Below are 13495 nucleotides of genomic sequence, written 5' to 3' on the forward strand. Positions count from 1 at the left end.
GTTCAAATCTACAAGCGCAAATATGCTCTGCACTTCAGCCTGTGTTTTTTGATTTTTTCATTAATACCCGAGCGACTTGCCTGAAACAGCGCTAAGTCGCTACAGCATTAAAGATAGATGATTAGGCTATGCACACTTCAAAAATTTTCACTGCATATTTTTGAACTTGGTTTTCTAAGCCTTGGCAAATATAGGGCACGGCAGCGCCTTTTTCAACGTCTACATCAAGACGAATGCTTTTGTCATCTGCATCATCTGATATGATCAACTCAGAAGTCCAAACTTCACATTTATCCACGTTTTGTGAAGCCATAAGATTGCCGGTTGCATAGTCATCATAAATGATTTGATTTTGCCCATTAATTTTTGATGCATAGATTCGCACACAACTCACTTTGTCTTTCGACACCAGCAAATAGCTCCGATCATTGTCGTAATTGGGTACGCAGGTATCACTACCATGATAAGAAGCGTTAGGCTTTATTGCATGCCAACCACCGTCCCGGAAGCTAAAGTTATCATTAGGATCGTCCTCATTTTGAACAGTGTAGTTGTGTTTGCTACTTGTGAGTTTTAGATACCATGTGTCATTGGTGTTATTTTGATAAACGGTTATTTCACCTGTGCTTTGCATTACCCTTACTCCATTACTTTATCAAATACAGATTTACCCATATCCGCAGCTGTTGATTCAACAAATTGTAGAATTTCGTAACCGGCATCGTTTGTGTCAACAATGCGCATACTAATACCGCCAACAGAGCTACCATCGTTGTCATTAATGGTTAGAATGACGTTGTAGTCGCCATTTGTTGGTATATCTTGAAGATAAAGATATGCGTGGCTGTTATTGTCTTGAAAATAGACTTGGTCTTCTTCTTGAAAAATCGCAACTGAACTACTTTTGTCCGACACAGATGTCAGCCATCTAGCTCGGCCGGAGCCTGACCACGGGATCCCGCAGGAATCACAAAGATAAGCCGTTTTTGGCTTTAACTCGTACCAAACATTTTTGTCCATATCAAAGGTGTCACTAGAGTCCGACCTAGAAGTAAGGGTTCCTCTATGCTTCTTATCATCGACCTTAAAATACCAAGACATATCGGTATTGTTGTAGATGGTATCAATCCAACCTATTGTCATTTTTACCTCCTAATGACCCGCATCGTTTCACAATGAAACATTACCCTTAAGGTCAAAAAAACAATCAGTTTTATCTCACAGGGTTTATATTTGCTCCATTAATAAAAAGTATAAATTTGTAATTGGAGCCAACAAAAAAAGCCCTCACAAGGAGGGCTGAAAGTACGGCGTCGAACCGTGAGCTAAACTGGATTTTGGTCGGCATTAGGAGTTAAGCATGGCTGCCATTTTTTTCTCTTGCTTGGCGATCTCTCTTTCAACGTCCTGAACGAAGTCCAACATGCCGGCTAAAATAGCGGGGTTGTAATCTTCTTTACTGGCATTTAGTTCGTCGATTGCCACTTTCATGTCGGCCAGAATCTTCTTGGATTCGTCTGCTAATTTCGTAATTCGGGTAAGCTGTGCTTTCGCTTCTGGCGTTAATTTGTTGTTGCTTTCTGTGTGCTTAATAGAGCGTTTTACATCCGCAATAATGGCATCGTAAGTGTTAATCACATCGTATGAACGATGTACGATAGCGTTTAATTTGATAACGGTATCGCGTGTAAACGCAGGCTTAAAGTCCGTTGGATAGAGTTCGACTAATTCTTGCTGGGAAAGTTGTTCTTTTTGCGCCTTTTCAGGGCTAGTTTGCTTTTCGTAGGCGAAGGCTACTGTGTTTATCAATAGTCCCGCGAACAAGGTAAAGATTAGTGTTAACAAGTTTACTTTTTTCATTGCTCTTTCACTCACTTAATTTGGTTGTTTCGCACTAGGTAGCATTTGCTATTTTGTTTGCTGTGGGTAAAGTAAGTGCTGCCGAAACAGCACTTACTGCATACCTGTCACTTATTTTTTAGTGAAGACTTTGGTGTCATCAAGTAGGTAACGAGCAACATTTACGCCCATTTCCTGACCCGCAGCATCGTCGAAGCTCCAATGAACCCCGTTGTACACACGACTGATACCATTTTCGATTTGCGCATCGGTTAACGTTTCAAAACGCACCGGCACAAATGGACGTGGTACATTCGGGAAGAATGGGTCGACGCCTTCGCCGTTGAACTCGTCAGACACAAATGTGAATGAGGTGTTGTCGCCGAAGAAATCACGCATCACTTCAAACGTTCCTCCACCGAACGCCGCGTGACCGGAAGGATACGCTGGGAATGGAGGCGTAGGACGAATCGCTTCTGTGGTGTTGATTACCGACACACCAACTGGATTCCATGTAGAGTCGGTTACTGTGAAGTCATTGCCATCATCCGTGCGAATGCCTGTAACCGGACGCCAGAAGTTGTAGTAGAACTTGCTGTCCCAAGCGGCAATTGCGGCATCTGCCATCACCGTGTTAACCATGGCTAAGTAACGCGCCAGTTCAAGCGGGTCGGAAATACGCGTGTCTGCCACTTGAATAGCGATTTGGTTATAGATACGTGGTGGTACACCGATTAGCGGAACCCCATCATAACCCCAGTAGTTACCGATGAAACGCGTTGCGTCTGTGCTGGTACTTGGCGTGTTGATGTTGTCTTGTGCGCCACCTAATGACGCCACTTGGTTAAAAGCATCTGCATATTCTTGCGACTCTAACGCTGGAGGAACTGGCGCACGGAACTGATCACCATCTTTCAGGAAGAATGGCTTAACGTTACCCCAGTAGGCACCTAGCGCTAAGTTAGCTTCACCGGACGTTGATGGTGTGTTTGGATCCGGTGTCCAAGAACCTGCATGATCACTACCATCATTGATTTTGCCACCTCCGAATTTCTTCTTACCACTGGCAACTTTCCCACCGTGACCAAACTCTGGCTCTGCGATGTCTGAACGGTCATTTTTACGTTTTTTAAGAGTGCGCTTAGCGGCTTTTTCACCGAGTTTCCATGCTAACTCAACCGCCTCTTCATCCGTTGTTTGTGCGATACGATCCATTTCTTCATCAAGAATAGAAGCTAAACGTGCTTTTTGGCCCGGATACAAAGCGACGAGCGCTTCATAAGCCGCAGCAACAACGGTTGCTTCAGGAGACGCTTCTTGGAACTTCTTACCATTCAAGCCTTTAACATAACTACGATATTCGCCATCAAGCACATTTAATGCTTCAAAAACCGCTATTTGAATCATGGCTAAAGCGCGGCTTGTACGAGTCGGGCCGCCTTGGTTAACCGGCGCACCTTCTTCACCAGCGGGAGTATGATCAAGTGCCACCGTATCAAGGGCGACTCCGTGCCAGTATTTAATAGCCGTTGACACATTGGCGATGTCTGAAGCATCCGTATCCGCGCTCAAACTGAAAGCGTCACGTGTAGCAGCTCCATTTTTCAACCTCTCATAGTTACCAGATTGAATAACGGCCTTACTGATTTGGCCGATGTAGCCAGCGGCTTGTTTCTTGGATTGACTTGCACCTTTTAGCTTACCAGAAACAACTTCAACATCTTTTAGGGCCGCAGTTTGTGCAGCAAGCACCGAAGACGATGTTGCAGGTAATGCGAACATTGCCGCCATCATTAACCACGATTTTTTAACTTTCATCATAACAAGTTCCTTATATCGGTCAGATTGATTTAGTTTTTAAATCGCAATATTTTCCCCAAATTTGTAAGATTTTCGTCCCCACGACGTTCAAATACTTTAAACCTTACTCAAAATCATTGAATTTAAGCCTCAATGAGAAAATATTGACACTACCGATAGTGAACTTTGTTTACCGTTTTATCTAATAGATTTTTGCTGTCATGAAGTTCTATCAAACCGATTCGATATAAAATTTATTCAGTATAATCAATAAATTATTGATTTAGCCGTTCACTTATCGGAAAAACCAATATCTTATAAAAAGCGTAATATTCCACTAAAAAGGTAGGAAAAAAGAGGAGGTAATAATTTAAAAATAAAAGTGAATGATTACGAACGTCCTACAACCGCCAAACATTCGGCTTTTTGAATTAAAAGCAACTGATTTAAACAATATTACGATTAACTGTTACTATCCAATTGAAATACATTATAAAAATGACCAAATGAACGCCAATTATGTGCTTCCGGCGAGGAAATGTTATTCATTAGATAACAGCGCTTTTCTGCGTTGCGATTCCCACAAAAGCAGGGTGCTTTTATAAGAAGGTGTCATACCTTCCTTTATAGTATTCAGCACATTTTTAGCTTTCGTTAACTGTAAAACATCTTTTGCTTGGGCAATATCAACCGCCAATTGAACGTTTCGGTAGGTAAAGGACGCCTTATCATCCAACCCAAAAGGCTGGTTTAAAGTCGCTTCCAATGAGTCAAGTTGCTCAAAGCGCTGAAAAAGTGCGAGCAACACATGGTACGCTTCGCTATCTTCAAAATTAGAATAGGCTTGCAGGGCATCTTGCAACCATTGAATGTGCGCTTGTGCTGGTAATGCTAAAACTAAACGCATGTGGGTCATCGCCGCCAATAAACCAATGTAACTGCGCGTAATAATTGGGTTTTGAGGGAATTGCTCAGCTAATCGTCGCCGCTCGATTAATAGCTCATCAATATCATCAGACCACGATAAGGCCAACGAGAGTCTTTTTTCAATTTCGAGTTGCTTCAAGCGCGATGCTAAATTTAATACATAAGGATGTGAGTTATTTACTTCAATTAGCCGCTGCATTCGCTGCTTAGCGATGCTTAAATACTCTTTTTCAAGTCCTCCTTGAAATACATTTATCTCCACTAAGTGCACATAAATAACAACGAGATAATAATTCGCTACGAAATGTTTTGGTTCTTTTTCTATTACTTTTTGTAGCAATAGCAATGCTTGCTGTAACGCGGTATGTTGGGCTTCGACCTGATATTGTTCAGACATTAAGCGAATGGTTGAAGCCGCATTCACTAAGCTGCCAATATGTTCAGGAAAACGCCGATTTGCCTCGACGTAATGATCAACCGCTTGTTGAAATAAATCTGAGGCATCGTTGCCAACCGACCTCTGATGCAATGCTAAATTTCGGTTGAACGTGCCAAGTTCGTTGTAATAGTAATAATCACGCCCTTCGTTACTGACATGGTTAAGCGCTTGAATGGCTTTTTCGATGGTAAATTCTGTTGGTTGATTAGATTCTTTTTGGTATTTGGTGACACTAGAAAATAAACGCCCTAGCGATAACCAAAAAGCATCTTGTTCCTGAGCAATGGGTAAACCTTTGAGTAATATTTTTTCAGCTTTATTAAACCAAACTTGTGGCTCACCAGAATGTTGACTTTGATTCAAACCATAAAACTGCAAAATTTGCCCATATACCAGATACAAGCTTTCATTATTCGAATCAATTTGCTCAATCAACGTAAACAAATTATCTAAATTTTGCATAATGTCTAAATCAAATTCACTGCCTGTTTGGTTTGCCACACGCATTTTAAACAGCATGGCTGACAAAGGCTTTACAGCTACACTGGGGTCGCTCGGAGCAATATCCGTCGCTTGAGAATAAAACGCTAGCGCCTCATCAACCAACGGCATAATTTTATCGTGAGCGCCGCCAGCTTCGTGCAGGGCTGTTGCTTGAGCAAGGATAATATCGCCTTGCAACACCTCATCTAGATAATACCAAGCGGGTAACTCTGCCCCACTTTGCAATAGCGCTAAAGCACGTTCCCATTCTTTGTTATAAAAGGCGAGAAGCGCCTGTGCATATAAGCGATATGGCGCTGAATCGATACCTTTTTGCATCAATTGCTCGGCCGGAAGACGAAACCGTGCTTCGATGAGCTTTAATCGCTCTTTACGCTCGCTTTCCTGCTCAATATAACGAATGGATTCCATCTGCTGGTTGAATAACGTGCCGTAAGAGACCGCTAAATAGAACGCGACTTTATTGTTATCCGGCTCGAGTGTTTTGGCTTGGTACAGGTTTTTTAGTGCGTTTTGTTCATCGCCTAACATTTGGTAAATCCGGCCAATGGCATAGTATGATGCCCCTAATACTGCCGGATGCACGCTCTCTAATTCAGATTCCAGCTCATGAGCAGCAGCAAGCCATTGAGCTTGTGTCGCTTCGATATTGTGTCGAGGAGACAAATAAGTGAGTTGAGCCTCATACTCCAGCGCTTTTAATTTGTCGTTATATGCCAGCAACGCTTCTTCACGCAATGCCTGAATATGCTGTGCGTAAAGTTGCTTGGCATACAATCCACCAAATGATGACAGCACAACGCCAGCCGCCAACGCTAACCATTTATGTTTAATGAATTTTTGCTTCAACCAATACACTTTGCCACTGCGGGCTTTTATTGGCTCGCCACTTAAATAGCGTTGAATGTCATCGGCGAAGGCTTCTGCTGAGGCATAGCGCTGTAATGGATGAGGAGACACGCTCTTTTTGATAATGATGCCAAGATCGGTATCAAGTTCTTGTGTTGCTTCCTCTAGGCTTTCAGGATTTGAGTAAACTTTAGCAGGCAGAATGCGAGTTAAACAAAATAACAAGCTCATTCCTAAGGAATACACATCTACTCGACGATCTAAACGTACGGCATTTCCCTGCAATAACTCTGGCGCCACATAACCCGGAGTCCCAATGTTCTTATACTCATAAAGGTTTGAGTCACCTTTGGTTTTCCATGCTAAACCAAAATCGACAACATAAGGTTCAAACATCCCGTTACTGATTTGCACAACGATGTTATCAGGCTTGAAATCACGATGAATGACGCCTTTGCCATGTGCCGCCTGCAAAGCAAGGGCGCTTTGGGCAATCAGAATAAGGATTTGTTCTACCGGCAATGACGAAGAAAGCGCTGTTAAACTCGGCCCTTCTATATATTGCATTACCAAAAAAACAAAGCCCTCTCCCTCAATGACTTCGTAAATACGACACACATTGGCATGTTCTATGGTAGCTTGAGCACGGGCTTCAGCGACCAAATGTGGCAGATTATCAACATGGGAATGAATAAGAAATTTCAGCGCGACATGACGTTCTAAGCGCTTATCGAACGCTTTATAAACCAATCCAGTCCCACCTCGACCAAGGTGTTCAACAAATTCAAAACGTTCTCCCACATTGAATGGGAAAGAATCTCTTAATGAGGCTTCATCATCAAAGATTTGACTAACGGGTTCCCCAACGTTATCCAACGGCAAGGTCCGAGTATAATAAGATCGTGAATCAGGCATACCACTTGCTATTGCTGAATTTCTACATATATTAACCTGTTCTTAGCAGAACACTACATTAGAAACGACTGAAAAGATTAAAAAAAGCAGTAAAAAACCTAAAATAGACACAAAGAGGAAAGATCATGCCAAGCACAGAACAAGCGACTATCACCATCTTCGCTGAAGGAACAACAATAAATAACCCGCCACTTCCAGGAAAAATCAGTTTTGTACCAGAAAGCCCAAACTTCTCACAATTCGAACCTGTAGAATTTATCTTCGACCAAAGCTTACAAACATATATAACTGATGATACCTACGATGTGTATCTAATCATTGGGGGAGTAGCAAGAAAAATAACTAACACCGACGCCATTGTAGAATATTTCCTATTGAAGCAGGATTTTACTATTTATCTGAGCGTTGCGCTTGCAAGCGATCCATTGGCGAACATCAACCTGTATTCTAAAACTAAAATAGTGGGTGACGATCCTACCTCTACCACTGGCGAGATTATTGTAAGAGTGGGTTAAAAGCTATTGCCCTAAAACGTTAAGCAAGAGAGCAAACTAAGGTTTGCGCCTTAAGTTGCTCTCTCAATTTATTTTACCAAGACTTATAAGGTAAGAACTTACCATTTAGCGTTAAAACAACACGATCACCTTTTGGATTTTCTTCCTTATCTACTTCCATTGAGAAATCGATAGCGCTCATAATACCGTCACCAAATTTCTCTTGAATCACTTCTTTCAAAGTGTCGCCGTACACGCCAACCACTTCGTATAAACGGTAGATAAGTGGATCGGTAGGTACCGTTTGGTCCCATACTTTGGTTGGATATTGTTGTAACGCTTTTGCCACGTCATCACCTAAGTTGAGGTGGTTAGCAATTGCCACTGCGCTTTCTTCAGGCGCACTGTTCATTCCCAAACATGCTGATGCAAGCCACACAGGAGATACGCCAACAGCCTTACCAAACTCTTCCCATGTTAAACCGCGCTCTGTTTTTGCACTTACAATCGCATCAGTCATTGCTTCTTTATTCATCTTAATATCTCCTGCGCCGTAGCGCTCTATTATTAGTAAGTAAGGCGCCTACACACTCCGCGCCATATGGCAGCTCAAGTTTAATTACCCGACATCAGCTTGTTTTAATCACAAAAAAGCCCACCATTCTTATGTTTCCGCATAAAAAGGGCGGGCTTCATTGCCAAATTCAAATTTTGAATGCAATACGTTTGCTGCTTCGTTGCAGCCTCTATTTAGGATGTATTGCATATTTATCAATGTATTAACGCATAAATAGTTGCGGCACACTTAAGGCATGTAAATTATGCTTTTAAGTGACGAATTTTAGATAAAAGATCTTCCGCAACTTTTTCGATTTTATCGCCCTCATCCATCGCGATTTTTCTCATATGATGATAAGCATCTTTTTCCGTTATCTGATTATTTTCCATGAGCCATATCTTCGCTCTCTCCAATGTTTTTTGATTGGATAATCGTAATTTTGCTTGCTCTAGCTCAGATTTCAACCTTTGTTCTTCTAGGAACCGAACAATGGCAACGTCAATAACATGTTCAAGACGTTCTGCTTCGATCTCGCCTACAGTGTAAGCACTCACACCTGATTTAATGACTGATTTAATTGAGTTAACATCATCAATAGGTGAAAAAACCACCATGGGTTTTGGATTGAAGTCTGCGATTTGATAGAAGCTTTCGATTAGGTCTCGATGCAAAGAGTCCACTTTTAATACAATGATGTCGGGAGATAACTCGTTCACTTGCTTTAATAATGAAAAACGTCCGAAATACGAATGCTCAACTTGATATTGCTGTTTGCTCAATATTTTTGTGACCGCTTTTGCGTTAACCTCGTCGTTATCAATTAGCAGTATTTTAGAAAAGCGTTCATCTTTCATTACTGTTTATCTCTTTCTTTATTGAAGAAGTTAAGAATCTCATGGTAAACATAAAGTCCAAAATTAAGAACTTCTAATTTCACGTAATCAATGAAATAAATATGAAACTTTCGTGCAAAAATTCGGTAGAAAGTATCCTCTTCACTGCGCCAATAAGTAAATCACCCAACAAAATAGAACCGCCGAAATAGCCTGCCATGTAGCAACGGGATAAGCCTCCATAAGAGGTGGAGACTTTACTGCTAAATATTGAGGATTGGGGTGACGTAAATCATAAATAAATTCAGACATCGACGAATAGCGTTTATCTGGTTGTATTGTCAGGGCCTTTTTCAGTGTCGCATCCACCCAAATAGGTAAATCTTGGCGAAAAATCCGAATCGACGCATAATTTAGTCGCCGCTGGGCCGTTGTCGTGTGTAAGTTGGCGACCTGAGTGCCATAAGGCAATTTCCCGCACAATAAGTAATACGCAATCACAGCCAAAGAAAATAGGTCAGATCGAACATCCCCTTCCTTACCTAAAAAATACTCAGGCGCAGAATATTGCATCGTTCCTAACACCTCGGTTTCGGTTTGCGAGGCACAAGCACTCGTTTGCATTTCGTGAATACCTGCAACCTTAGTCGAGCCAAAATCAATGATTTTAACTGTCCCGCTGTGATCCAACATAATGTTGTTAGGGCGAATATCTTGATGCAACATTTCTTGTCGATGAAATGCCTGTAACCCTTTCGATATTTGCTCAACAATATCCCGAACCTGCTCTAAGTGCGGCCGAGGGTTGTCTCGACTCCATTGAGCAAGGGTTTGTCCTTCGATATATTCGGTTGTGAGATACAAAAAGTGTTTTTTCTCTGCATCTTGAGTCGCTTTCAACACATAAGGACTGCTGATGCGCTTGGCAATCCACTCTTCAAGCAAAAAGCGTTCTAAATACGCGTTGTTGTTGCGCATTTCAGTCGAAGGCGTTTTTATCACCACTCGCTTTTTTGTAAGATTATCAACCGCTAAAAACACATGGCTACGGCTGCTAATGTACAAATCTCGCTCGATGGTGAAATGATCAAGTGTCATACGAGGTTGAAGCTTAGGTGGCAATGGCAAGGCAGAAATTTGGTGCGCTATTTCATCCACTTGCCTATCGGGCAACTGCTCTACACGCACAATTTGAATGCTCAGGTTGTCGTCGCTGCCCGCTTGTTTAGCTTCTTCAACAATACCATGAGCCGCGGCATCTAAATCTTCGCTATAGGTTGCCAACCAATACAGAATGCGGGCCTCGCTAATAAATTCGTAAACCCCATCACTCATCAGTAAAAAGCGATCACCTTCATCCAATGCAAAACTATGAATATCCATACTCAACTTTTGATGCAATCCCATTGCATGAGTCAGGTATTGATTTTCAGCATCAACATGACGTCGATGGTCTTGTGTCAACTGCTCTAGATGCTCACCTACAACCCGGTAAACACGGGTGTCTCCACAGTGGAATAAATACGCGAAATGCGACTTTAAAATCAGCGAACTAAAAGTACAGATATAGCCACTATCAGGATCGAACCGATAGGCGCTATTTTGACTTTGTGAAAACAGCCAAGAGTTTGTTGCCTGCAAAACACACTCTGCGGAACGCCTTACCGATTGCGCTTCCGAGGTGCAATAGTAGTCATTAATAAAACTACTGACAGCAGTTTCACTGGCGATCTGGCTAACATTGCTGGAGCTAATGCCATCTGCCATAGCCACAATAATTCCCTTACTGCCCAACAATGGCTCTTTGGGGAAATAGGCACCGATAAAATCCTGATTTAACGACTTGATGCCTTTATCAGTGCATTGGCCCAGTTTAATTTGCAGTGTTTTTCGCATCGTTAAAGCAACCTAGTTACGGGGTTGATGTGTTATTTCACGTTGCACACAAGCTAAAGAGTTGCGCTTAATTGTCAGTCACCTACAAAGATTTATCGCAAACTCGCCGCGTGAATACGTCCCTGCCGCTTAGAATTTACGCTTAACTCTCTGTAGCTGGCTGATAATTTGGAACCGGTATTTAAGCGATTTTACGTTCTGGGCTAGTACGCACATGGGTTAGATACAGTGGCAAGCCAACCAATAAAAAGCCCCCCACCAAGTTACCTAAAACCGTAGGGATCTCATTCCAAACAAGGTAATCACCAACTGTAAATTCTCCCCCCATAATCAAAGAGAAAGGGAATAAAAACATATTCACAATGGAGTGTTCGAAGCCCATAAAGAAAAACAACATAACAGGCATCCACATTGCCATTATCTTGCCCGAAGCAGACGTTGACACTAATGCACCAACAACGCCCATCGACACCATCCAGTTGCACAACATGCCACGGATAAAGATGGTAAACCAGCCCGCAACACCGTGCTCTTGATACCCCAAAGTGCGAGACTCGCCAATGCTACTGACTTTAGCGGCAATCTCTCCGCCATCAACGTTGTAGCCATACGTCAGAATGAATGACATAAAAAAAGCAATGGTTAAACAACCTGCAAAGTTGCCCAAAAACACAATGCCCCAATTACGCAACACTTGCTTAATGGTTACGCCTGGACGCCCATCTAAATAGGCAAGTGGCACTAACGTGAACACCCCGGTTAGTAAATCAAACTTCATCAGATATAACATGATAAAGCCCACAGGAAATAGAATCGCACCAACAAGTGGCATGCCTGTTTTTACCGTTACCGTGACGGCAAACATAGCGGCCAACGCCAGAATAGCACCTGCCATAAAAGCGCGAATAAAACTGTCTTTTACCGACATTAAAACCTTCTGTTCGCCAGAATCGACCATCTTGGTCACAAATTCCTTCGGTTCTACATAGGCCATGCTCTGTTTCTCCACTTTTTATTTGGAAGTCAATTAAGAAGGTAAAACGCAAAAAGCCCGCCAGCACCTAAACCGAAGTGTTAAGCGCTAACGGGCTTCTTTGCCGAATTAAATTGTGTTGTTCGCACCATTGCGAACATACTTCACAGCGGAAATGATGCAGAACCAGTGCCAACTAAAAATCATTATGTTTTTCAAAGAGTTAACAAATGGTTATATATATTATCATTTGGCAAAATCACCATAACTGTGCAATATTGCATTAAGGCAGTGAAAATAGACTTATTTTGCACTAAAAGTAAGAAAACAAGAAAACAATGTTGGTTGTTTTTATATCCTATTTAATAATAGAATAAGTGTTTCACAAAAAATAAAAAACACTTTATTAACCATTATAATTGGAACACACAAATGAAAAAACTCGCATTGCTGACAGTTGTCATATTACTTAGTGGTTGTGTTGCCACACCTAAATACACTACTTTTAAAGAACTTACGCCGCCAAAATCTCGGGGTGAAACTACTAATGATTACCTAAAGAAAAACCTGTTTCCTGCAAACTCTCAATGGACCGAGGAGTTTAGAATAAAAGGCAAAACAATTGGGATTGATACATTTACCGGTAATGAGAATGGTTCGCCTCTAGCAACACAAACCATCACTCGTCGATTACTAGACATCAAAAAAACCTTGGATAAAAAAAATTCCGGCAATTCATTTAACATTGTTGATCGCTCAACGCTAAGAAAAAGAAAAGATGAGCTTGAAATGAATGATGGCGGTTTTGTTAAAAAAGATCGAAATACACAACTTGTCCTGATTGGTAAGGCTATTTCCGCGGATTATTTATTGGATGGTAGCGTTACGGAGTACACTAATGCTCAACAAATGATTGTGTTAAAAACACATTACCAAAAAGGGGAAAGAGCTAGATATATCAAGGACTATAATAAATTAATGGCCGATATCGATACAGAAATTACAAGGTTAGAAAATTTAGATTTACCAACACAAATGCTTATGGGTGGGGTAGCGGTAGTTCAGCAAAAAATAGAAGACCTAAGAAGAAGAAAAGCAAGTACTGTAAGTATAGAACAGTATGATGAAGAGTTTAAAAAGAAAAGATTCAATGAAAGTTTAGGCATTGCGTCTATCGGCGTGACGGCAAGATTAATAGACGTCCAAACAGGTGAATTTGTATGGCTCTATCAAGATGAGCACAGAGGGCTGAGTCTTATGAGAGGGATGCAATCAGTCGCAGACAAATTAATCGAAAAAATGCTAGAGAAAGACTTCAAACAAGAAGATTTAAAATTAACAAAAAATCGCTAGTTGAAATTGGATTTCAGGTTTTTCCTACCTGAAATCCTTCATAAATAGTTAGCCAAAACATGCCTTCTAAAAAGAATGAAAGTCATAAAACAGAAGTTATTGGGATATTTATAG

The 13495-nt window shown here is 41.4% G+C and carries 11 protein-coding genes; 2 read left to right on the forward strand and 9 right to left on the reverse strand.

The genetic code is table 11. The annotated features are described in order from the left end of the window. Positions 1 to 121: 121 nt before the first annotated feature. The 5 genes from HJG39_RS05620 to HJG39_RS05640 form a co-directional block, all read right to left on the reverse strand. A complete protein-coding gene (locus HJG39_RS05620; RefSeq protein WP_268407633.1) occupies positions 122 to 634 on the reverse strand; it encodes a hypothetical protein in 513 nt (170 codons plus the stop codon). Positions 635 to 639: 5 nt separating this feature from the next. Further along, a complete protein-coding gene (locus tag HJG39_RS05625; protein WP_268407636.1) occupies positions 640 to 1143 on the reverse strand; it encodes a hypothetical protein in 504 nt (167 codons plus the stop codon). Positions 1144 to 1347: 204 nt separating this feature from the next. Then, positions 1348 to 1860 carry a hypothetical protein gene (locus HJG39_RS05630; protein WP_268407639.1) on the reverse strand — a complete coding sequence of 171 codons (513 nt, stop codon included), beginning with the start codon at positions 1858 to 1860 and terminating at the stop codon, positions 1348 to 1350. Positions 1861 to 1971: 111 nt separating this feature from the next. After that, entirely contained in the window at positions 1972 to 3660 is a 1689-nt protein-coding gene (locus tag HJG39_RS05635) for a vanadium-dependent haloperoxidase (protein ID WP_268407643.1), read from the reverse strand. Between the two features lie 520 nt (positions 3661 to 4180). Beyond that, entirely contained in the window at positions 4181 to 7273 is a 3093-nt protein-coding gene (locus HJG39_RS05640) for a serine/threonine-protein kinase (RefSeq protein ID WP_268407646.1), read from the reverse strand. A gap of 125 nt (positions 7274 to 7398) precedes the next feature. Here HJG39_RS05640 and HJG39_RS05645 point away from each other — a divergent pair, with 125 nt between their 5' ends. Continuing rightward, on the forward strand, positions 7399 to 7788 hold the full coding sequence (locus tag HJG39_RS05645) for a hypothetical protein (RefSeq protein ID WP_268407649.1): 390 nt from the start codon (positions 7399 to 7401) through the stop codon (positions 7786 to 7788). 73 nt (positions 7789 to 7861) lie between these two features. Here HJG39_RS05645 and cynS read toward each other — a convergent pair whose 3' ends face one another. From cynS to HJG39_RS05665, 4 genes are all read right to left on the reverse strand, one after another. After that, positions 7862 to 8302: a cyanase gene (gene cynS / locus HJG39_RS05650; RefSeq protein ID WP_268407652.1), complete on the reverse strand. Its 441-nt coding sequence runs from the start codon at positions 8300 to 8302 to the stop codon at positions 7862 to 7864. A 284-nt stretch (positions 8303 to 8586) separates the two neighbouring features. Continuing rightward, positions 8587 to 9180: an ANTAR domain-containing response regulator gene (locus HJG39_RS05655; RefSeq protein WP_268407655.1), complete on the reverse strand. Its 594-nt coding sequence runs from the start codon at positions 9178 to 9180 to the stop codon at positions 8587 to 8589. 141 nt (positions 9181 to 9321) lie between these two features. Continuing rightward, positions 9322 to 11055, reverse strand: a complete 1734-nt coding sequence (locus HJG39_RS05660; protein ID WP_268407658.1) for a bifunctional protein-serine/threonine kinase/phosphatase — start codon at positions 11053 to 11055, stop codon at positions 9322 to 9324. Between the two features lie 181 nt (positions 11056 to 11236). Next, complete coding sequence (locus HJG39_RS05665) at positions 11237 to 12049, reverse strand: formate/nitrite transporter family protein (RefSeq protein ID WP_268407661.1); 813 nt, start codon at positions 12047 to 12049, stop codon at positions 11237 to 11239. Between the two features lie 411 nt (positions 12050 to 12460). Here HJG39_RS05665 and HJG39_RS05670 point away from each other — a divergent pair, with 411 nt between their 5' ends. Beyond that, positions 12461 to 13381 (forward strand): hypothetical protein, encoded by a 921-nt coding sequence (locus tag HJG39_RS05670; RefSeq protein ID WP_268407664.1) that lies wholly within the window; start codon positions 12461 to 12463, stop codon positions 13379 to 13381. Positions 13382 to 13495: the final 114 nt, after the last annotated feature.

Source organism: Alteromonas sp. a30, assembly GCF_026788005.1.
In the GTDB taxonomy this organism is placed as follows: Bacteria; Pseudomonadota; Gammaproteobacteria; order Enterobacterales; family Alteromonadaceae; genus Paraneptunicella.

Bases quoted from the DNA above. Each gene is read 5' to 3' on its own strand.
- HJG39_RS05665 (WP_268407661.1), bottom strand. From the start codon at position 12,049: ATGGCCTATGTAGAACCGAAGGAATTTGTGACCAAGATGGTCGATTCT.
- HJG39_RS05660 (WP_268407658.1), bottom strand. From the start codon at position 11,055: ATGCGAAAAACACTGCAAATTAAACTGGGCCAATGCACTGATAAAGGC.
- HJG39_RS05670 (WP_268407664.1), top strand. From the start codon at position 12,461: ATGAAAAAACTCGCATTGCTGACAGTTGTCATATTACTTAGTGGTTGT.
- HJG39_RS05620 (WP_268407633.1), bottom strand. From the start codon at position 634: ATGCAAAGCACAGGTGAAATAACCGTTTATCAAAATAACACCAATGAC.
- HJG39_RS05625 (WP_268407636.1), bottom strand. From the start codon at position 1,143: ATGACAATAGGTTGGATTGATACCATCTACAACAATACCGATATGTCT.
- cynS (WP_268407652.1), bottom strand. From the start codon at position 8,302: ATGAATAAAGAAGCAATGACTGATGCGATTGTAAGTGCAAAAACAGAG.
- HJG39_RS05655 (WP_268407655.1), bottom strand. From the start codon at position 9,180: ATGAAAGATGAACGCTTTTCTAAAATACTGCTAATTGATAACGACGAG.
- HJG39_RS05640 (WP_268407646.1), bottom strand. From the start codon at position 7,273: ATGCCTGATTCACGATCTTATTATACTCGGACCTTGCCGTTGGATAAC.
- HJG39_RS05635 (WP_268407643.1), bottom strand. From the start codon at position 3,660: ATGATGAAAGTTAAAAAATCGTGGTTAATGATGGCGGCAATGTTCGCA.
- HJG39_RS05645 (WP_268407649.1), top strand. From the start codon at position 7,399: ATGCCAAGCACAGAACAAGCGACTATCACCATCTTCGCTGAAGGAACA.
- HJG39_RS05630 (WP_268407639.1), bottom strand. From the start codon at position 1,860: ATGAAAAAAGTAAACTTGTTAACACTAATCTTTACCTTGTTCGCGGGA.